Origin of the sequence: Paractinoplanes bogorensis (assembly GCF_018829635.1) — a bacterium.
GTDB classification, from domain to species: domain Bacteria; phylum Actinomycetota; class Actinomycetes; order Mycobacteriales; family Micromonosporaceae; genus Actinoplanes; species Actinoplanes bogorensis.
The window spans coordinates 185,726-205,643 of sequence record NZ_JAHKKG010000012.1; the positions used below are offsets into that span (position 1 = coordinate 185,726).

Annotated in this window: 17 protein-coding genes; 12 read left to right on the top strand and 5 right to left on the bottom strand. The window is 70.8% G+C overall.

What is annotated here, in order from left to right; translation table 11 throughout:
* Positions 1-7 precede the first annotated feature (7 nt).
* From guaB to KOI35_RS34965, 3 genes are read left to right on the top strand one after another with little or no spacing between them, the layout of a single operon-like run.
* Positions 8-1,495 (top strand): IMP dehydrogenase, encoded by a 1,488-nt coding sequence (gene guaB, locus KOI35_RS34955; RefSeq protein ID WP_215792958.1) that lies wholly within the window; start codon positions 8-10, stop codon positions 1,493-1,495.
* Positions 1,496-1,519: 24 nt separating this feature from the next.
* A complete protein-coding gene (locus tag KOI35_RS34960) occupies positions 1,520-2,638 on the top strand; it encodes a GuaB3 family IMP dehydrogenase-related protein (protein ID WP_215792959.1) in 1,119 nt (372 codons plus the stop codon).
* Between the two features lie 44 nt (positions 2,639-2,682).
* Positions 2,683-4,104: a M1 family metallopeptidase gene (locus tag KOI35_RS34965; protein ID WP_215792960.1), complete on the top strand. Its 1,422-nt coding sequence runs from the start codon at positions 2,683-2,685 to the stop codon at positions 4,102-4,104.
* Between the two features lie 3 nt (positions 4,105-4,107).
* Here KOI35_RS34965 and KOI35_RS34970 read toward each other — a convergent pair whose 3' ends face one another.
* Positions 4,108-5,172, bottom strand: coding sequence for an LCP family glycopolymer transferase (locus KOI35_RS34970; protein ID WP_215792961.1), 1,065 nt, complete (start codon positions 5,170-5,172; stop codon positions 4,108-4,110).
* 131 nt (positions 5,173-5,303) lie between these two features.
* Between KOI35_RS34970 and KOI35_RS34975 the strand changes: the two genes are divergently transcribed.
* The 3 genes from KOI35_RS34975 (at position 5,304) to guaA (ending at position 9,867) form a co-directional block, all read left to right on the top strand.
* Entirely contained in the window at positions 5,304-7,103 is a 1,800-nt protein-coding gene (locus tag KOI35_RS34975) for a S8 family serine peptidase (protein WP_215792962.1), read from the top strand.
* A 101-nt stretch (positions 7,104-7,204) separates the two neighbouring features.
* On the top strand, positions 7,205-8,323 hold the full coding sequence (locus KOI35_RS34980) for a S8 family serine peptidase (RefSeq protein WP_215792963.1): 1,119 nt from the start codon (positions 7,205-7,207) through the stop codon (positions 8,321-8,323).
* The gene (gene guaA, locus KOI35_RS34985) at positions 8,320-9,867 is read left to right on the top strand and encodes a glutamine-hydrolyzing GMP synthase (protein WP_215792964.1); all 1,548 of its coding nucleotides are present in this window, start codon (positions 8,320-8,322) and stop codon (positions 9,865-9,867) included. Before KOI35_RS34980 ends, guaA begins: the two co-directional genes overlap by 4 nt.
* Before the next feature lie 7 nt (positions 9,868-9,874).
* On the opposite strand, the gene KOI35_RS34990 is transcribed toward guaA, so the two are convergent.
* Positions 9,875-10,144 (bottom strand): PspC domain-containing protein, encoded by a 270-nt coding sequence (locus KOI35_RS34990; protein WP_215792965.1) that lies wholly within the window; start codon positions 10,142-10,144, stop codon positions 9,875-9,877.
* Between the two features lie 203 nt (positions 10,145-10,347).
* Between KOI35_RS34990 and KOI35_RS34995 the strand changes: the two genes are divergently transcribed.
* The 4 genes from KOI35_RS34995 to KOI35_RS35010 all read left to right on the top strand — a co-directional run bounded on the left by KOI35_RS34995 (position 10,348) and on the right by KOI35_RS35010 (position 14,624).
* Positions 10,348-11,298: an NUDIX domain-containing protein gene (locus KOI35_RS34995; protein WP_215792966.1), complete on the top strand. Its 951-nt coding sequence runs from the start codon at positions 10,348-10,350 to the stop codon at positions 11,296-11,298.
* Positions 11,299-11,303: 5 nt separating this feature from the next.
* Positions 11,304-12,206 (top strand): NUDIX hydrolase, encoded by a 903-nt coding sequence (locus KOI35_RS35000; protein ID WP_215792967.1) that lies wholly within the window; start codon positions 11,304-11,306, stop codon positions 12,204-12,206.
* A 252-nt stretch (positions 12,207-12,458) separates the two neighbouring features.
* Positions 12,459-13,325: a CDP-alcohol phosphatidyltransferase family protein gene (locus tag KOI35_RS35005; RefSeq protein WP_215792968.1), complete on the top strand. Its 867-nt coding sequence runs from the start codon at positions 12,459-12,461 to the stop codon at positions 13,323-13,325.
* 66 nt (positions 13,326-13,391) lie between these two features.
* Positions 13,392-14,624: a HEAT repeat domain-containing protein gene (locus KOI35_RS35010; protein WP_215792969.1), complete on the top strand. Its 1,233-nt coding sequence runs from the start codon at positions 13,392-13,394 to the stop codon at positions 14,622-14,624.
* Here KOI35_RS35010 and KOI35_RS35015 read toward each other — a convergent pair.
* Genes KOI35_RS35015 through KOI35_RS35025 form a run of 3 tightly spaced genes read right to left on the bottom strand, consistent with a single transcriptional unit; the run spans position 14,621 to position 17,664 of the window.
* On the bottom strand, positions 14,621-15,865 hold the full coding sequence (locus tag KOI35_RS35015) for a phosphatidylserine decarboxylase (RefSeq protein ID WP_215792970.1): 1,245 nt from the start codon (positions 15,863-15,865) through the stop codon (positions 14,621-14,623). The two genes, KOI35_RS35010 and KOI35_RS35015, sit on opposite strands and share 4 nt — an antisense overlap.
* A gap of 27 nt (positions 15,866-15,892) precedes the next feature.
* Complete coding sequence (locus tag KOI35_RS35020) at positions 15,893-16,255, bottom strand: phage holin family protein (protein WP_215792971.1); 363 nt, start codon at positions 16,253-16,255, stop codon at positions 15,893-15,895.
* Positions 16,252-17,664 carry a PspC domain-containing protein gene (locus KOI35_RS35025; RefSeq protein WP_215792972.1) on the bottom strand — a complete coding sequence of 471 codons (1,413 nt, stop codon included), beginning with the start codon at positions 17,662-17,664 and terminating at the stop codon, positions 16,252-16,254. The genes KOI35_RS35020 and KOI35_RS35025 overlap by 4 nt, the downstream gene beginning before the upstream one ends.
* Positions 17,665-17,829: 165 nt before the next feature.
* Between KOI35_RS35025 and KOI35_RS35030 the strand changes: the two genes are divergently transcribed.
* Together KOI35_RS35030 and KOI35_RS35035 are read left to right on the top strand one after the other, a co-directional pair.
* Positions 17,830-19,119: an ATP-binding protein gene (locus KOI35_RS35030; RefSeq protein WP_215792973.1), complete on the top strand. Its 1,290-nt coding sequence runs from the start codon at positions 17,830-17,832 to the stop codon at positions 19,117-19,119.
* Positions 19,116-19,784 carry a response regulator gene (locus KOI35_RS35035; protein ID WP_215792974.1) on the top strand — a complete coding sequence of 223 codons (669 nt, stop codon included), beginning with the start codon at positions 19,116-19,118 and terminating at the stop codon, positions 19,782-19,784. Before KOI35_RS35030 ends, KOI35_RS35035 begins: the two co-directional genes overlap by 4 nt.
* Positions 19,785-19,918: the final 134 nt, after the last annotated feature.

Sequence of the window (19,918 nt, forward strand, 5' to 3'; positions counted from 1 at the left end):
ATGCTCCGTGGAAACTGATTCGGCCCGCACGGTTCCGCTCGGACTGACCTTCGACGACGTGCTTCTTCAGCCCGGCGAATCGGACATCGTGCCGAGCCGGGTCAACACGAACACGCGGCTCACCCGCAACATCGACCTGACCATCCCGCTGCTGTCGGCGGCGATGGACACGGTCACCGAGGCGCGCATGGCGATCGCCATGGCCCGTGAGGGCGGCATCGGCGTGCTGCACCGCAACCTCTCGGCCGAAGACCAGGCGGCCCAGGTCGACCTCGTGAAGCGCTCCGAGTCCGGCATGATCACCAATCCGATCACCTGCAGCCCCGACGACACGCTGCGCCAGGTCGACCAGCTCTGCGGGCGCTACCGCATCTCCGGCGTGCCGGTCACCGACGGCGACGGCACCCTGGTCGGCATCGTCACCAACCGTGACATGCGGTTCGTCACCGACGAGAACGCCAAGGTCCGCGACGTCATGACCAAGATGCCGCTGATCACCGCGCCGGTCGGCGTGAGCAAGGACCAGGCGCTCGGCCTGCTGCAGCAGCACAAGATCGAGAAGCTGCCGCTGATCGACGACAGCGGCAAGCTGCGCGGCCTGATCACGGTCAAAGACTTCACCAAGAGCGAGCAGTACCCCAACGCGACCAAGGACGCGCAGGGCCGCCTCCGGGTCGCCGCCGCGGTCGGGGTGGGCGACGAGTCGTACAAGCGGGCCCGGGGCCTGATCGACGCCGGCGTTGATGTGATCATCGTGGACACCTCGCACGGTCACCAGCGCCAGGTGCTCGACATGATCGCCCGGCTGAAGCGCGACACCACCACCGACATCGTAGGCGGCAACGTGGCGACCTACGCCGGGGCCAAGGCGATGGCCGAGGCCGGGGCCGACGCGGTCAAGGTCGGTGTCGGTCCGGGCGCCATCTGCACGACCCGCATCGTGGCCGGGGTCGGCGTCCCGCAGATCACCGCCGTGATGGAGGCGCAGCGCGCGTGTGCGCCGTTCGGCGTCCCGGTGATCGCCGACGGCGGCATCCAATACAGCGGTGACATCGCCAAGGCGATCGTGGCCGGTGCCGAGACGGTCATGCTGGGCGGGCTGCTGGCGGGCTCCGAGGAGAGCCCCGGCGACCTCATCTTCGTCAACGGCAAGCAGTACAAGTCGTACCGGGGAATGGGCTCGCTCGGTGCCATGCAGTCACGGGGACAGGCCAAGTCGTACTCGAAGGACCGCTACTTCCAGCATGATGTGCCGGAGGAGAAGCTCGTTCCCGAGGGCGTCGAGGGTCAGGTTCCCTATCGGGGCCCGCTCTCGCGCGTTGTGGCTCAGCTCGTCGGCGGTGTCCGGCTGGCCATGGGCTACGCGGGAGCCGAGACGATCCCCGACTTGCAGCAGCGTGGCCAGCTCATCAGGATTACGGCGGCGGGCCTCAAGGAAAGTCACCCGCACGACATCCAGATGACCGTCGAGGCCCCGAACTACCACTCCCGCTAGTCCCATTCTGTAGAGGATCTTGAAATGCGTGACGTCGTGGAGATCGGTCTCGGCAAGACCGCTCAGCGCGGATACCACCTGGACGACATCGCCATCGTCCCGAGCCGCCGCACCCGCGACGTGGACGACGTGTCCACCGAGTGGCGCCTCGACGCCTATCCCTTCAAGATCCCCTGCGTCGCGCACCCGTCCGACGCGACCATGAGCCCGGAGTCCGCGATCGCCCTGGGCCGCCTCGGCGGCCTGGGCGTGCTCAACGCCGAGGGCCTGTGGACGCGGTACGAAGACCCGACCAAGATCCTGGAGGAGCTGGCCTCGCTCGACGAGGACGCCGACGCCACCCGCCGGCTGCAGGAGGTCTACTCCGAGCCGATCAAGCCCGAGTTGATCGCCGAGCGTGTGCGCACCATGCGCGAGGGCGGCATCACCGTGGCCGTGCGGGTGTCGCCGCAGCACACCCTCGCGCTGGCCCCGGTCGTGCTCGACGCCGGCATCGACCTGCTCGTCATCCAGGGCACCCTGGTCAGCGCCGAGCACGTGTCGGTCACCGACGAGCCGCTCAACCTCAAGGAGTTCATCGCCGACCTCGATCTGCCGGTCATCGTCGGCGGCTGCACCGACTACAAGACGGCGCTGCACCTGATGCGTACGGGCGCGGCCGGTGTGATCGTGGGCGTCGGCGCCGACGAGTGGTCGACCACCGACACCGTGCTCGGCATCCGGGTGCCGATGGCGACCGCGATCGCCGACGCCGCGGCCGCCCGTCGTGACTACCTCGACGAGACCGGTGGCCGCTATGTCCACCTGATCGCCGACGGTGGCATCTCGACCTCGGGCGACATCGCCAAGGCGATCGGCTGCGGCGCCGACGCGGTGATGCTGGGCGAGCCGCTCTCGCTGGCCGAGGGCGCCCCGGCCGGCGGCGCCTGGTGGCACTCGGCGGCCAGCCACCCGCAGCTGCCGCGCGGCGGGTTCTGCATCGCCGGCGACCCCGACGGCACGCTCGAGGAGCTGCTCTACGGCCCGGCCAACCGGGCCGACGGGCAGCTCAACCTGTTCGGCGGGCTCCGGCGCGCGATGGCCAAGTGCGGCTACCGCGACGTCAAGGAGTTCCAGAAGGTCGCGCTGGTCCTCGACCGCTGAGGCCTTTCCCCGGCTTTTCGAACGACGGCGCTAACCTCGCGTCCATGAAGCGTGCGGGTATTGCCGGATCTCTCTGTGTCGTGCTGGCGATCGCGGGCTGCTCCACCGACGAGGAGCCCGCGCCGGCCCCGTCCCCGTCCTCCGCGCCGGTGTTCGCGCCCGGTGCGGAGGGCATCGGCGACCCGTACTTCCCGAAGTACGGCAACGGCGGTTACGACGTGGCCGGTTACGACCTGAAGGTGCGCTACGACCCGGCGAGCGACCAGCTCACCGGCACGGCGACGATCACCGCCACGGCCACTCAGGACCTGTCGCGCTTCAACCTCGATCTGTCCAAGTTGTCCGCTCGGAACGTGACGGTCGACGGCGTACGGGCCAGTTCGTCGGCGTCCGGGGCCGAGCTCACCATCACCCCGGCCACCGGGCTGACGAAGGGCCGGGCGTTCACCACGGTGATCGAGTACGGCGGCGTGCCCGGCCAGATCGGCACCGCCGTGCTCGGCGAGGGCGGCTGGTTGGCCAGTCCCGACGGCGCCATCGCGCTCGGTCAGCCGGAGTCGGCCAGCACCTGGTTCCCGGTCAACGACCACCCGCTCGACAAGGCCACCTTCAAGCTCGCGATCACGGTGCCCGAGGGCGTCGAGGCGATCAGCAACGGCGTGCCCGGGCAGCACACCACCACCGGCGGCTGGACCACCTGGAACTGGTCGGAGAGCGCCCCGATGGCCAGTTACCTGTCGATGGTCGTGATCGGTCAGTACCGCGTCACCACCAGCACCCACGACGGCAAGCCGATGGTGCTCGCGGTGGCCGAGTCGCTGCCCGCCAACGGCCCGGCCGCGCAGTCGCTGGCCAAGACCGGCGAGATCACCGACTTCCTGGCCACCAAGTTCGGTCCCTATCCGTTCGACGCCAACGGCGGGGTGGCGGTCGACGACCGGCGCATCGGTTACGCGCTCGAGACGCAGAGCCGCCCGGTCTACGGCCCGGCTTTCTTCGGCAACGGCGCGAACGAGAGCGTGATCGCCCATGAGCTGGCCCACCAGTGGTTCGGCGACAGCGTGGCCCTGGAGAAGTGGCAGGACATCTGGCTCAACGAGGGCTTCGCCACGTACGCGGAATGGTTGTGGTCCGACCACGAGGGCACCAGCACCCTGCAGCAGAGCTTCGACGACGTCTACGACAACTATCCGTGGGACCAGCCCGGCGAGGCCGGCGACCCCGGTGCCAACCGCATCTTCGGCAACGCGGTCTATCAGCGCGGCGGCATGACGGTCTACGCGTTGCAGCGCACCATCGGCGACGCCGCGTTCGACCAGCTGCTCAAGCGGTGGACCAGCGAGCACAAGGACGGCAACGCGAGCACCGACGACCTGATCGCCATGGCCGAGCAGATCTCGGGCAAGCAGCTCGACGAGTTCTTCAAGTCGTGGTTGTTCACCGAGGGCAAGCCGGCCAAGCCCTAAGGCCTACTTGTCGACCAGCTTCGGGTGGCTCGTCAGGTAGGTCGCGGCCTGGCCCGCGGCGACGGCCTTGAGGAAGCCGCGGCCCTCGTCGGTGAGCTGCTCGCCGAGATAGCCGCTGCCCCGGCCGACACCCCGGCCGGGCAGGCTGACCCGGGTGATCTCGGTCGGGGCGAGGTCGCGCAGGGCGTACGCGTATTCGACCGGCCGGCGTCCGCCGAGATAGACCAGCGTGTCCCCGAGCGCGGCGACGACCTGGTCGAGCTTGGCCGGGTCGGTCGGCAGGCCCTGGCCGAGCGCCTTGGTGAGCAGGGCCGTGACCAGTTGCCGCTGGTGCCGCTGCCGGTCGTAGTCGCCGTCGGGCAGCCCGTACCGTTGCCGCGCGTAGTCGATCGCCTGCCAGCCGACCAGGTGCTGCCGGCCCGGCTGGTAGACGGCCTGCGGTCCGACGTAGTCGCCACCCCGCAGCGGCCGGTTCGTGCCGTCCGGCTTCTTGTGCCGCGACTTCACCTCGCGGTCGATCACCAGGTCGACCCCGCCGAGCTGGTCGGTGAGCCGGGCCAGGCCGCCGAAGTTGAGGATCGCCCCGGCCTGGAACTGCTTGATTCCGGTGTACGCGCTGAGCGTCTTCGTCAGCAGCTGGTAGCCCTTCTCGACGTTCGGCTCCTTGCTGCCCGCGACCTTCGAACCGCGGCTCATGGCCTCGGTGATCTTGTGGGTGCCGTGCCCGGGGATGGCCACCCGGGTGTCGCGGGGGATCGAGTAGAGATAGGCCGACTTCAGCCCCGGCTCGACGTGCAGCAGCATGATGGCGTCGGCGTGCGGCTCCCACCCGGGGATCGAGACCCTTGTGTCGACGCCGATCAGCACCAGGTCGAGCGGTCCGGTGATGTCGGCGCCGGGCGAGGGGGCCGGGGTGGTGGGCTCGGCCGATGGTGTCGTGGTGGGCGCGGCTGGGTTCGCGGCCTGCTTCTCCGATGACGAATGCCGCGCCCAGGCGATGCCGCCGCCGGCCAGGACCACCAGGACAACCGCCCCGGCGATCCACAGAACCACCCTGTTGTTCCGCATTCCGGAACAGTAAGCCAGCATGATCCGCAGCTCAATCTCCTGTGATCTCGGAATGTGAAACCGGTCATTGCTTTTGGCGGGTTCGCCCGTACGCTGACCGCCGCGAATCAACGGGGGAGGCACACGCTTCAATGAAGCTCAACAAACGACGGGTCACCGTCGGTCTCATCTCCACCGGCGTCGTCGTGGCGATGACCGGCGTGACGACCTGGGCCCTGGCCGCCGACAACACGACCAAGACCCCGACCGGGCCCGTACGCCTCGTCGTGGGTTACAAGGACGGCGCCGACCGCACCGCCGCCGCCCGCACGATGTCCGTTGCCGGTGCGCGCATCACGACCGCGGCCGGTGCCGCCACGTCGGCGCTCTCCGCGATCAACGCCGCGCGGGTGACCGTGCCGGGCGAGCGCTCGGCCTCGATGATCGCCGCGCTGAAGAGCGACCCCAATGTGGCCTACGTCGAGAAGGAAGCGCGGGTCGCCGCGTTCGACCTCACGCCCAACGACCCCTCGTTCAGCAAGCAGAACGAGATGCACGTCATCAAGGCGCCGGCGGCGTGGGACACCACCACCGGCTCCGCGGTGACCGTGGCCGTGATCGACACCGGTGTCACCCCGGTGGGCGACCTGGTCGGCGCGACCGTGGCGGGCTACAACTTCGTCAGCAACAACACGACCACGACCGACAACGAGGGCCACGGCACCGCCGTCGCCTCGCTGATCGGCGCGCGCGGCAACAACGGCAAGGGCATGGCCGGCGTCTGCTGGACCTGCAAGATCATGCCGGTCAAGGTGCTCGACGCCAACGGTGAGGGCACCGACAGCGACGTCGCCCAGGGCATCATCTGGGCCGTCCAGCACGGCGCCAAGATCCTGAACCTGTCGCTCGGCGGTCCGGCCTCGACCAAGGTGCTGTCCGACGCGGTGGCCTACGCGAACATGAACAGCGCGCTCGTGGTGGCGGCGGCGGGCAACGCCGGCAACACCACCAAGCAGTACCCGGCGGCCTACGCCGACGTGCTGACAGTGGCCGCGACCAACCGCTGCCCGGCCTTCGCGACCGACCCCGACTGCACGACCGGCACCACCACCCGGTCGAGCTACTCGTCCTACAACAAGGCGGGCGACACCTGGGTCGACGTGGCCGCCCCGGGCAACGTGCTGGCCATGGACCGGCAGGGCAACTACAACACCGGCACCCAGGGCACGTCGTTCGCATCCCCGATCGTGGCCGGTGCCGCGGCGCTGGTGAAGACGCAGAACCCGACCTACACCGGCTGGTCGCTGGCGAGCTCGATCTACAAGGGCGCGTCGGCCCACAAGCTGACCAACGGTGGCGTCAACTACGGTCTGATCGACATCCCGGCCTCGTTCGGGGTGCCGACCGACACCACGAAGCCGACCCTGAGCGGCATCACCCCGGCCAACGGCTCGATCAAGCGCGGCACCTTCGCGGTGAGCCCGGTCAACCTCAAGGACGACCGCTCGGGCATCCAGAAGACGACGCTCTGGGTGAACGGGGAGTTCCGGTCCTACAGCCGCAACGCGCCGTTCGGGATCAGCCTGAACTTCAGCACCTCGAAGGGCCCGACCAAGGTCGAGATGCGGGTCTTCGACAAGGCCGGCAACTACCAGATCGTGAGCAACACGATCACGATCGACAACACGGCGCCGAGTTCGCGGATCACCTCCGCGCCCAAGAGCGGCTCGAAGCTGTCGGGCACGGTGTCGATCGGCTACACCGGCTCCGACCAGTACGGCATCGCCCGCTACGAGCTGCTGCTCAACGGCAAGGTGGCGCAGACGCACACCTCGACGACGCCGTTCCGGTTCGGCACCACCGCGGTGCCGAAGAGCTTCACCGTGCAGGTGCGCACCTACGACAAGGCCGGCAACTCGGCCCTGTCGACGAAGTACAGCTACACCCGCTGAACACCCTGATCGCACCGGTGAATAGACCGGGCGATCGGATCAGGGACCGAACGTGAAGGAGCCGGCCACCGTGGCCGGCTCCTTTCGTGTTGTGAGGTCCCATGCGCAAGCTGATCGCCGGTCTTGTCGTCGGTGCGTCGATGCTGGTCGCCGCGCCGGCTCGGGCAGCCGAGGAGGCGCCCGCGTGGGGGCTGCGCCAGACCCACGTGACCGACGCCTGGGCGGTGACGCACGGGTCGTCGCGGGTCACCGTGGCCGTGATCGACACCGGGGTGAGCGCGCTGCCCGACCTGGCCGGTCGGCTGCTGCCGGGCAAGGACTTCGTCAACCATGACGACGACGCGTCCGACGACAACGGGCACGGCACGATGGCGGCCACCGTGATCGCGGCGGCGGGTGGGAATCGTACGGGAATCGCCGGGGTCTGCTGGTCGTGCCGGATCCTGCCGGTCAAGGTGCTCGACGCCAAGGGCGGCGGCAGCTACTCCGACATCGCCCTCGGCATCCGCTGGGCGGCCGACCGCGGCGCCGGCGTGATCAGCCTGTCGCTGGGCGGCTCCGACGACAGCCCGATCCTGCGCGACGCGGTGGCCTATGCCGACAGCAAGGGCGCGCTGGTCGTGGCGGCGGCGGGCAACCGGGGCGTCTCGACCCCGCACTATCCGGCGGCCATCCCGACCGTCCTCGCGGTCGGCGGGGTCACCGACACCGGGGCCCGCTACGACTGGTCCAACTACGGCGACTGGGTCGGCGTCACCGGGCCGGGCTGCAACCCGGCCCAGGGTCCGTCCGGCGTGGTCGGGCCGTACTGCGGCACGTCGTCGGCGACCCCGTTCGTGGCCGGCGTGGCGGGCCTGCTGGCGTCGACCAGCCCGGCGCCGACGGCGGCCCAGATCCGCGCCGCCCTGATCGCCACGAAGTCCCAGGCGTCCGGCCGCGTCGACGCGCTGGCGGCGCTGAAGCGCTTCGTGAAGATCGCCCCGCCCGACCGTACCGCTCCCGTCCTGCGGCTCGTGAAGGCCAAGCGCTACGTCACCGCCCGGGCCACCGACCCGTCCGGCATCGCCCGGCTCGAGCTGGTCGTCAACGGTCGTGTCACGGCGCGTTCGGTCGCGGCCACGCACCGTTTCGCCCTGCCGCGGAAGGCGCGGACCGTGGTCGTCCGGGCGGTCGACCGGGCCGGGAACGTGCGGGTCGCCAACGGTAAACTCGGCCGGTGAGTACTCCCCGCCCGGTTCTCGTCGTCGACTTCGGCGCGCAATACGCCCAGCTGATCGCCCGCCGCGTGCGAGAGGCTCGGGTCTATTCCGAGATCGTCCCGCACTCGATGCCGGTCGCCGAGATGCTGGCCAAGGATCCGGCCGCGATCATCCTGTCCGGCGGCCCGTCCAGCGTCTACGAGCCCGGCGCGCCCGGCCTCGACCCGGCGCTGTTCGACAACGAGGTGCCCGTCTTCGGCATCTGCTACGGCTTCCAGGCGATGGCCCAGGCCCTCGGCGGCACGGTCGCGCACACCGGTTCGCGCGAATACGGCCGCACCCTGCTCACCGCCCAGGGCGGCACGCTGCTGCGCGAGCTGCCCGACGGTCTGCCGGTCTGGATGAGCCACGGCGACAGCGTGGCCGTGGCGCCGCAGGGCTTCGCGGTCACCGCCTCGACCCCGGGCGCTCCCGTGGCCGCGTTCGAAGACCTCAACACCCGCCGCGCCGGCGTGCAGTTCCACCCCGAGGTGGCGCACACCGAGCAGGGCCAGGAGATGCTCAAGCGTTTCCTCTACGACATCGCCGGCCTCGAACCGACCTGGACCCCGGGCAACATCATCGAGGACCAGGTGGCCGCGATCCGCGCGCAGGTCGGCGACAAGCAGGTGATCTGCGGGCTGTCCGGCGGGGTCGACTCGGCGGTCGCCGCCGCGCTCGTCCAGCGGGCCATCGGCGACCAGCTGACCTGTGTCTTCGTCGACCACGGCCTGCTCCGCGCGGGCGAGGCCGAGCAGGTCGAGAAGGACTTCGTGGCCGCCACCGGCGCCCGGCTCAAGGTGGTCGAGGCGGCCGACGTGTTCCTGGGCCACCTGGCCGGGGTCACCGACCCCGAGCAGAAGCGCAAGATCATCGGTCGCGAGTTCATCCGCGCGTTCGAGGCGGCGGCCCGCGAGCTCGACGCCGAGCGGCACATCGAGTTCCTGGTGCAGGGCACGCTCTATCCCGACGTGGTCGAGTCGGGTGGCGGCACCGGCACGGCGAACATCAAGTCGCACCACAACGTCGGCGGCCTGCCCGACGATCTGCAGTTCGCGCTCATCGAGCCGCTGCGCACCCTGTTCAAGGATGAGGTGCGCGCCCTCGGGGCCGAGCTGGGTCTGCCCGAGGAAATGGTGCAGCGGCACCCGTTCCCCGGCCCCGGCCTGGCCATCCGCATCATCGGCGCGGTCGACCGGGAGCGGCTCGACCTGCTGCGCGCGGCCGACCTGATCGCCCGTGAGGAGCTGACGGCGGCCGGCCTCGACCGTGACGTCTGGCAGTTCCCGGTGGTGCTGCTGGCCGACGTGCGCAGCGTGGGCGTGCAGGGCGACGGCCGCACCTACGGGCACCCGGTCGTGCTGCGGCCGGTCTCGAGCGAAGACGCGATGACCGCCGACTGGTCACGCCTGCCCTACGACGTGATCGCCAAGATCTCGACCCGCATCACCAACGAGGTGCGCGAGGTCAACCGCGTGGTGCTCGACGTGACGAGCAAGCCGCCGGGCACCATCGAGTGGGAGTGACCCACCACTACTGCTGCGGCCCCTGGTCGGCCGACGGAGAGCCCGGCCACGACGGTCCGGGCTCTTCCGGCATCACGAACCACATGATCGGGTAGGCGATCAGCGCCGCGCCCGCGGTGATCACTGCGAGCAGCGCGAAGGCCACCCGCACGAGCACCGGGTCGATGCCGAAGTAGCGGGCGACACCGCTGCAGACGCCCGCCGCGAGACGGTCGTCGAGGGGTCGGCGGAGTTGCTTGTACGGGGTCTGGAGGCCGCCGTCGGGGAGCTGTGTCATGCCCCCATGGTGGCCGCGCGGGGGCCCTGGCGACCTCGGTGAGCACCCCGATACGTACCCTGAAATAGCCCTCACGCAAAGTAGTGGATCGTGGGCCCATTGTGCCTAATGGTGCTCTGATCAGCGGTTACACAGCGCGAACCACCTGTCAGGAATCCGACAGACGATTTCTGGAGTTAACATATTCCGGGCAGAATGCCGCCGTGACCCCCGCACTCGAACCGCTCCGCCGGATCGCCGCCTACGCCGTCGCCACTGACGACGAGGGCCGCGTGCTGCTCGTGCGTGCCTCCAGCAAGTCCGGCACGCCGGGCGTCTGGTCGCTGCCCGGCGGCGCCGTGGATCACGGCGAAGACCCCAACCACACCGTCGTCCGCGAGACGGCCGCCGAGACCGGACTGTCCGTGGCCGTCACCGGCCTGCGTGACGTGCTGGCCGACATGCGCTCGCTGCCGCACCGCGGCGTCACCATCCACACCGACCGGCTCATCTACGCGGTCTCGATCCGGGGCGGGACGATCCTCGACCGCGTCGGTCACCCCACCGACCTGGCCCGGTGGCACACGCTCGAGGAAGCCGAGCGTCTCAAACTCCGGCAGTTCACGGCAGACGCGCTCGGGCTGAGCAGTGCCTCGGCCGACCTGCGCCCCGAGGTGGCGCCGACGTTCCCGTCGTTCTATGCCCACCCGGGGCCCGATGGGCTGCACCGGGCCCAGCGCTTCGCCGCGTACGCCATCGCCACCGACCCGCACGACGCCAGCCTGCTGCTGACCCGGATCGCTCCGGGTTACCCCGGAGAGGGGCGCTGGCACCTGCCCGGCGGCGGCACCGACTACGGCGAGCAGCCCGGCACCGCGCTGATCCGCGAGCTTGTCGAGGAGACGGGTCAGGAGGGCCGGCTGATCGAGCTGCTCGGCGTGGCCAGCCACCGCGACGCGGCCTCGCTCGGCCCCGAGGGCTACCCGATCGACTGGCACGGCGTGCGCGCCTTCTACCGGGTGATCGTCGACCGGCCGACCGAGGTCGAGATCCGCGACGTCGGCGGCTCCACCTCCGAGGCCCGCTGGGTGCCGGTCAAGGAGGTCGCCGACCTGCCCGAGGACGAGCTGACCGAGGTGACCGCGGAGGCTCTTCGTAAGGCGGGACTAATCTAGGCCCGGTGAAGATCAGACGGGTCGGGGCGTACGGGATATGTCGCGATGAATCCGGGCGGGTGCTGCTCGCCCGGAACTCGCCGCTCAGCAGTTTTCCCGGCCTCTGGACCCTGCCCGGCGGCGGCGTCGAGCAGGGCGAGCACCCCGACCACGCGGTCGTGCGCGAGTTCGGTGAGGAGACCGGTCTGTCTGTACGGATCGTCGGCCTCCACAACGTGACCGCGGACGTCTTCCGGCTGCCCGGCGGCGACTTCGAGCACACCGACCGGATCATCTACGACGTCACCGTGGTCGGCGGATCGCTGCGCCCGGAGGCGGCCGGCACCACCGAGACCGTGGAGTGGGTGCCGACTTCCCGGATTGCCGACCTGCCGCTCATGCCGTTCACGGCCGGCCTGCTGGGGCGGCCGGTGGGCGAGTCCGACAAACCGGACGAAGCTCAGGAGCTGGCACGTCCCTCGCAAGTACAGCGCTTTGGTGCGTACGGCGGCGCGACCGACCCGAACGGGCGGATTCTGCTCACCCGGATCGCCGAGGGCTATCCCGGCGCCGGCCGCTGGCACCTGCCCGGCGGCGGCACCGACCACGGCGAGACCCCCGAGGCGGCGCTGACCCGCGAGATGATCGAGGAGACCTCCCAGCGCGGGCGGGTGACCGGCCTGCTGGGCGTGTCGCACCGCTACGATCCCGCAGCTCTCGGCCCGGAAGGCACCCCGATGGACTGGCACGTCATCCGTGTCCTGTTCCGGGTGCGGGTGGAGGCGCCGACAGCACCCGTGGTGACCGAGGAAGCGGGCGGATCCACGGCCGAGGCACGCTGGTTCACACTCGCCGACGCGACCCGGCTTGACCTCACCGAACCCGCCGCCACGGCCGTAGCGCGGATCGCGGCGGAGGCGGCGAGTTAAAATCTGGACAGGGAGAGGTGACCGTGGCCTGTCCCGCGGGCTGAATTGACTCCTCGCCAACATCGTTTTGCTGTGCGAAGGTATAACCCGCAATTTCCCCGGTCCGTATGTGCGGCGGGCTACCGGGCCACAACCCACCGCGTCCACCGGTGGACCACCGACCCATGGAGGAAGCACGTGCCGAGAACCCCTTGGCGCCGGCGTCGTACGACGGATAGTCCCCGTCCCGCCGGTCGTCGTTGGGCAGGCCGGTTGCGCCGCAGCGGAACCATCGCGCGGCAGGCCCTGCTGGTGCGGGTGGGTGGCCGGAACTCCGGCCGGGCCGCCACCGCCACCCGGGCCGAAGTCATCTACACGGGTGCCGAGCACACCACCAGGCTGATCGGGCCGGTCGCGCCGCATCTGGCGGTCCCGTCGGCGGCCGAGGAGTCCTCCTCGCTGCTGCCCGGCGAGCAGACCGCGGCCCGCCGCCTCCGCTTCGCCGTCGTCAACGCGTGCACCCTGTCCAGCCTGGGCCTGGGTCTGCTGGCGATCTTCCTGGCGATGAACGACCAGGTCCACCTGGCCGCCGCCTTCCTGGTCGCCTGCGTGGCCTTCGACGGCCTCGACGGCGCCCTGGCCCGCAAGCTGGGCGTGTCGAGCCCGTTCGGCGCCCAGATGGACTCGCTGGCCGACATGTGCTCGTTCGGCCTGGCCGCGCCCGTGGTGGTCTACGCCTCGCTCGAGCACAGCGTGCCGACCCCGGCCGCCGCGGTGGCCTGCATCATGGTGGCCGCCTGCGCCGCGATCCGGCTGGCCCGCTTCAACGTGTCACCGAAGGACGGCAAGTTCTTCTCCGGCGTGCCCACCACGCTGGTCGCGGCCGTGCTCGCGGTGACCGTGCTGATCGACCTGCCGCTGCCCGGCGTGGTCATCCTGGGCGGGGTGGCGCTGATGGCTTTCGCCATGGTGTCGAGCTTCCCGTACGCGAAACTCGCCCGCCTGGTCCGCCTGCCGGCCTGGTTCTGGCTGCTGCCGGTGGTGGGTGCCTTGATCGACGTCCGCCTGACTTTCGTCATGCTGGTCGCCGCGTACCTGATCAGCGGCCCGATCATGTGGATGCGCACGAAGCGCGCCTAAGCAGTTTCTCGACAGGCCGTCCCCATCGAGGGGGCGGCCTGTTTGCTTTCTCACTAGGCTCCGGCTGTGCGCGAACTGATGTTTCGGCTCTCCACCGACGGGCAGGCGGCCCGCGCCGAGCTCGTTGCGCTCGGGGCCGATGCCGTCGGGCCGCTGATTGCCGAGCTGTTCGACGAAGGGTCACCGGTCGGCTGGAGTGACATCGGCATGGTGTTGCGCTCGATCGGCCGGCCCGCCTTCGCCCCGCTGGCCGAGGGGATCGCCGCGGCGCCCACGCGGGAGGTCGAGCGGCGGTGCGGCTGGGCCTTCATGGGCTTCGGGGTCGACCTGCTCGACGACTATGTCGGGGCGCTCGGCCACCCCAGCCCACGGGTGCGCGAGAACGCTGCTCTGGGCATCCAGTACTGCGGGGAATTCGGTGCGCCGGCCGTCCCCGGGCTGGTCGCGCTGCTTGACGACGAGGACGACGAGGTGCGCCGGCGGGTGATCTGGGCCCTCGGGGAGATCGGCGAGAGCGCCGTGGCCTCGGACCTCCGGTGGGTGCGCCGCCACGGGCCGGGCCGGCGCCGGGCCGCCGCGTTGCAGGCGCTCGCCGAGGTCGGGGGCATCGAGGCGTTCTCCGAGGCCGATCGGGCGGCGGTGGAGCGGCTCATCCGGGTCAAGCTGGTCGACGAGCGGATCGAGGGGGACGAGCCGTGCGGGCGCTGGCTCGCGCTGCCGACCGGGGACCAGGCCGCCGTGCTCGAGGCGCTCGACCTGAGTGAGCCCCGACCGGCCACGATGCGGCTCGGGCGGGCGGCGGTGGAGTCGGCGAGCCACGGTCCGGGGCCGGACGAGCGGCGCCGCGCGATTGTCTTCGTGAGCCCGCAGTTGGACGACTGGACGCTCGTGTTCGGGTACTGGGCGCCGGACCGGGAGCTCGACGCGATCCGGGAGCTAAGCACACGCTTCGGACAGGCCCAGGCCTATTGGTACGACGATCAGACGGGCTCCTCGGGCTGGACCATCGCCGAGAGCGGGCAAGTGATCCGGCACTACTCGGACGCCGGCGAGGAACCGATCGGCGAGCGCCTGCCGATCGAGCTGACGAAACCTACGTTTGCCGACATGGAGGAGCTACCGCCCGAAGAGTGGCCGACCGACGACGACTATTGCGACGCGCTCGCGGTGGCCGCCACGATGTCGATCTCTCCGGCGGAGTTGGGGCCCGACACCCGCGTACGGGGAAACGGGGTCCTGGCTTTGACCAGGGCCGGCCGGGAGTACGGAAAGTTCCCGGCCGGCGCTCTGCCGATTTAGCGCCAGCGGGCGATGACGGACGAGCCGCCGGCGACCTTGTCGTTGACGCTGACCAGGGGCTCGACCCGGTCGGCGGGCAGGTAGACGTCGGTGCGGGAGCCGAAGCGGATCAGGCCCATCCGCTCGCCCCGGGCCACCAGCGTGCCCACCGGTACGCGCTGGACGATGCGCCGGGCGATCAGGCCGGTCCGCTGCACCACCGCGACGGTGCCGTGGTCGGTGTCGAGCACCGTGTACGCCGCCACGTTGTGTTCGGCCGCGGCGGTCATCGCGTTCGCGTAGCCGCCGTCCTCGACGAAGTAGTCGGTCACGCGGCCCGCCACCGGCACCCGGTTGACGTGCACGTCGAGCACCGACAGGAACACCGCGATGCGCAGGAACTCGCCCGGCCCGAAACGCTCGTCGGTCATCCGCTCGACCGACAGCACCCGGCCGTCGGACGCCGCCACGACCGCGGACGGGTCGTCGGGCAGCGCTCGCTCGGGGTCGCGGAAGAACGCCGCCACCGGGGCCGCCAGCAGCGCGGGCAGCATCCACAGCTTCGACTTGGGCCGGGCGATCCGGGCCGCGACGGCGAGGCCGAGCGTGATGCCGGCCGCGGCCACGCCGTTGGAGTCGAGGTGCATGCTCTGGGTGACCGGCACGCTGGACGGCCGGTAGGCGGGGGCCAGGGTGGCCGCCACCCGCGTGTCGGCCGGGGTGAACCGCAGCTTGTGCACGCGCAGTGGCGGCTGGTTGCGGACCACCAGGTCGGAGCCGACCCCGAAGAGCGACTCCTGCCGGAACATCTCGGCCGCGGCCCCACCCGTGCGACCGGGAGTGGCCGGGACGGCGAGGGTGACCACGCCGCCGTCGGTGAGGTGTTTGCCCAGTGTGTCGAGCATTTGGCGGACGTCGTCGGCGGTGCCGGTCAGCGGCTCGCCGACGATCACCACGTCGGCCTGGCCGGCCTCGTCGAGCGTCTCGACCACGTTGACCCGGTCGGCGATCCAGCTGCCGAGGCCGTCGATGTGGTCGCGCAGCAGGTCGGCCGTGCTGCGCTCGCCGGCCACCAGGGTGAGCCGGTCGCCCGGCAACAGGGCCTCGACCGCGCTGGCCACCACCGGTGACGCGTGGTCGGCGCCCGCCACGATGGCGGAGGTGGCCGCGTTGTGGCGGGCGAACTCGGCGGTGAGGGCTCGGGCGGCCGTGACGCCGACTCCGACGATCGGCGCTCGGGACACGACGGGGAAGGCAGTCATGCGGTCGAGCATATTGCGCGTCCCGTCTCACTCTTTGCGCGGCTGCTCCGGTTTCAGGTCCGGATGTTCCTTGGTGATCCGTTCCACCGAGTCGTCCAGCAGCTCCTGGACGATCGAGGCGTGCACCTCGGGGGTCAGATCGCCGGGCAGTTCCGGACCCGCGGGCTGCTCGGCGACGGCCGGTACGGGCTTCTGCTCGGACGTCGAGCGGGCCGAGCGCAGCGCTCCCAGCAGGCCGATCACGCCGAACACGATCAGACCGCCGGCGACCAGCCAGCCCACCGCGGGCAGGTGCACGGTGACCACCCGGGACACCGCCCACCACACGGCCACCAGCAGGAACAGGACGCCGAAGCTGAGGGACACGCCGTCCATGCGGTGCGGCTTCATCGGATGACCTCCACGTTGCCCGTGTCCATCTGCAGGTCCAGCTTGAGCGTGCCGCCACCGGCGCCGTCCGGGCCGAGGTCGGTCAGCGTCTGACCGTTGATCTCGCCGTCCTGGAACTCCTTGCCGAAGATCACGGCGCGGCCGTTCTGCACCTGGAGCAGCGTGGTGGTGTCGACGTTCGCGGGCAGCAGCACCCGGATCTGACCGAACTTCATCGTGACGACGACGTTCTGCTCCTGGCCGGCGAAGTCGACCTGGCGCAGGTCGAGGGTGGCGTTGCCGGCCGTGAAGTCGTAGCGGTCGGCGACCGCGGTGAGGGCCGCGGGCCGGTAGACGCTGTTGCCCACCTCACCGCCCCACCGCTCGGTGCCGGTCGAGACCAGCAGGCCGAACGAGAGGATGATGCCGAGCGCGATCAACCCGCGGGCCCGGCCGAACCAGGCGCCGACGACGAGGCCCAACGCGACCGTGATCAGGGCGGCGGCGAAGTAGACGGAGACGGCGACGCTCGCGCCGGCCATGTCGATCGCCGCGATCACACCCATCACCATGAGTACCGCGAAGAACGTGAGGCGGCCCAGCTTGGACTTCTCGCGCGGGGGCTTCGGCGCCTTGACCGCTACCGGAGGCGGCGGGGGTGCGGGCGGATAGGTCGGCGGGGTGGGTCGCGCGTACGGGCCGTGCGGCGCGAACGGCGGCCGGTATCCGGCGGTGGGCGGGGCGTAGGCCTGCGGCGGTGGCTGTGGGGCCATCGGCGGCACGGTCACCGGTTCGGTGGGCGGTGCGGCCGCGGGCGGGACCGCGCCGAACTCGGCAGTCTTCTCGAACGGGCTCGGTTCGAAGGGTGGTGGCGGCGGAAAACCGGCGCCGGTCTGCTGGTGCTGCTGCTGGCCGTTGCCGCTGCGCTTGATGAGCAGCACCGCGCCCAGGATGACCGCGCAGGCCAGCAGGCTCGCCCGCATGCCGTCCTGCACGATGAAGGCGAACGACAGCACGGCCGCGCCGCCCAGCAGGATCACCGAGGCGGGCGCCATGCCGGAGCGGCCCTTGCCGAGCAGCGACTCGACCGGCGATGCGGTGTCGCCCTCGGCCGGCATGACCAGCCAGCCGATCAGGTAGAGCAGCACGCCGACCCCGCTGAGCACGCCCAGCACGGCGAACAGCACGCGCCACAGCACCGGGTCGGTGTTCGTGGCCCGGGCCAGGGCGCCGCTCACGCCGGCCAGGTAGCGGCCCTGGCGGGGGCGGATCAGCTTGTCCCGCGCAAAAGTGGGACCACCACCACCGCCGGCGGGCGGGAACCACGGCGGCGGTTCGTTGCCCGGGCCGGGTTCGGTCGCCGGTCCGGGCTCGGTGGCCGGTCCGGGCTCGGTGGTCCGGCCCCGCGCTTCGGCAGCTTCGTCGTTCATGACACCGATCCTCTCCGCCGGAGCACCCGAGCCGCTTCCGGCGCCGACCCTGAGGCCACCCTGAGATCCGGATACCCGGATACCGGGGGTTGTTCCCCGTGGTCCGGGCGGCCGGAACGTGTGACGATCGGGGTACGTAACCGAGGAGGAGCCATCACCGCCGCCGTGAACCCGCCCCCGCGCCGCCTGTACCGGCCGCGCGACCACCGCGTCATCGCGGGTGTCGCGTCCGGGCTGGCGCAGCACCTGGGCGTCCCCGTGCTGATCGTGCGTGTCGCGCTGGTCGTGCTCCTCGGCTTCAACGGGCTCGGCCTCCTGCTCTATGCGGCCTTCTGGGCGGTGCTCCCGCAGCAGGTCGTCACCGCCGACCCGCCGCAGCGCCGTGACCTGGCCATGCTGCTGCCGTTCGGGGCCATCGGCCTGGGCGTGGTGCTGTTGCAGGCCTTGGTCTTCGACGACAGTGTGGCCGGGACGGTGGGCTGGCTGGTCGCGGTCGTCGCGGTCGGCGCCGGCATCATCTGGCACCAGTCCGACCCGAGCCGCCGGCACCTGAGCGGCTCGATGCCGCAGCAACCCTGGCTGGCCGCCGTGGTGGCCGAGAGCGACCGCCGCTTCTTCCTGTTCCGCTTCATCGGCGGCGGGGTGCTGGTCGCCACCGGCATCATCGGGGTCGTCGCCGTCTACGTCCCGCGCGGCAGCCTGACCGCGGTCGTCAACGGCGTGATCTTCGCGCTGGTCGGCCTGCTCGGCGTCGGCGTGGTGGCCGCCCCGCTGCTCTGGCGCATGTTCAACCAGCTGCGCGCCGAGCGCGAGGGCCGCATCCGCGAGCAGGAGCGGGCCGAACTGGCCGCGATGATCCACGACCAGGTGCTGCACACGCTGGCCCTGATCCAGCGCAACTCGGCCGACATCAAAGAGGTGCAGCGGCTCGCCCGGGGGCAGGAGCGCAGCCTGCGCAACTGGCTCTACAAGCCGTCGGCGTCGCCGACCGAGCGCTTCGCGGCCGCCCTCGAGCAGGCCGCGGCCGAGGTCGAGGACACATACGCGATCAGTGTCGAGACGGTCGTCGTGGGTGACACCGAGTGCGACGAGCGGGTCGCCGCCCTGGTCGCGGCCGCCCGGGAGGCGCTGGTCAACGCGGCCCGCCACTCCGGGGTAGACACCGTGTCGCTCTACGCCGAGGTCGAGCAAGGAGAGCCTTCAGTCGGGTCAGGGGCGGCGGCGGGGTGGTCGGACGGGGGACTCAGCGTCTTTGTCCGCGACCGGGGGGCCGGTTTCGACCTGGCCGGGGTTCAGGAGTCGCGGCACGGCGTGCGAGGCTCGATCATCGGGCGCATGCAGCGCCACGGCGGCAAGGCGGAGATCCGCAGCGCCCCCGGCGACGGGACCGAGGTCCGGCTGACCATGTCACCGTCGCGGGAGAGCGTGGCGGCCGGGAAGGAGACGGCACGATGACCGACACCGAGGACACCGGGACCGAGCGGCAGCTCACGGTCTTCCTGGTCGACGATCACGCGATGTTCCGGGCCGGCGTCCGGGCCGAGCTGGGTGCGCACGTCGAGGTGGTGGGCGAGGCGAGCTCGGTGGCCGAGGCGGTCAGCCGGATCGCCGCCATCGAACCCGATGTGGTGCTGCTCGACGTGCACATGCCCGACGGCGGGGGCCGGGCCGTGCTCGACGCGATGCGGCGGACCCATCCGCACGTACGCTTCCTGGCCCTCTCGGTCTCCGACGCCGCCGAGGACGTCATCGGGCTGATCCGGGCCGGCGCCCGAGGCTACGTCACCAAGACCATCTCGCCCGACGAGCTCGCGGCCGCGATCCGCCGGGTGGCCGACGGCGACGCGGTGTTCAGCCCGCGGCTGGCCGGGTTCGTGCTCGACGCCTTCGCCTCCCGGCCCGACGTGCCGGTGGCCGATCCCGAGCTCGACCAGCTCACCAACCGCGAGCGCGAGGTGTTGCGACTGCTCGCGCGGGGTTATGCGTACAAGGAGATCGCGAAGGAACTGTTCATCTCGATCAAGACAGTCGAGACACATGTCTCGAACGTCCTGCGCAAGCTCCAAATGAGCAACCGTTACGAATTGTCACGATGGGCGGCGGATAGACGCCTCGTCTGATCGGCTCGAAACCGGCCGCTGCGGTGGGTCGCGGACCGTGCACCCACCGGCATTTCCGCAGTTCAGGGGCATGTAATAAGACTGGGAAAAAGCCTGCCGCCCAGCTGTTACTAGTATCGGCTTGATAACGGGGC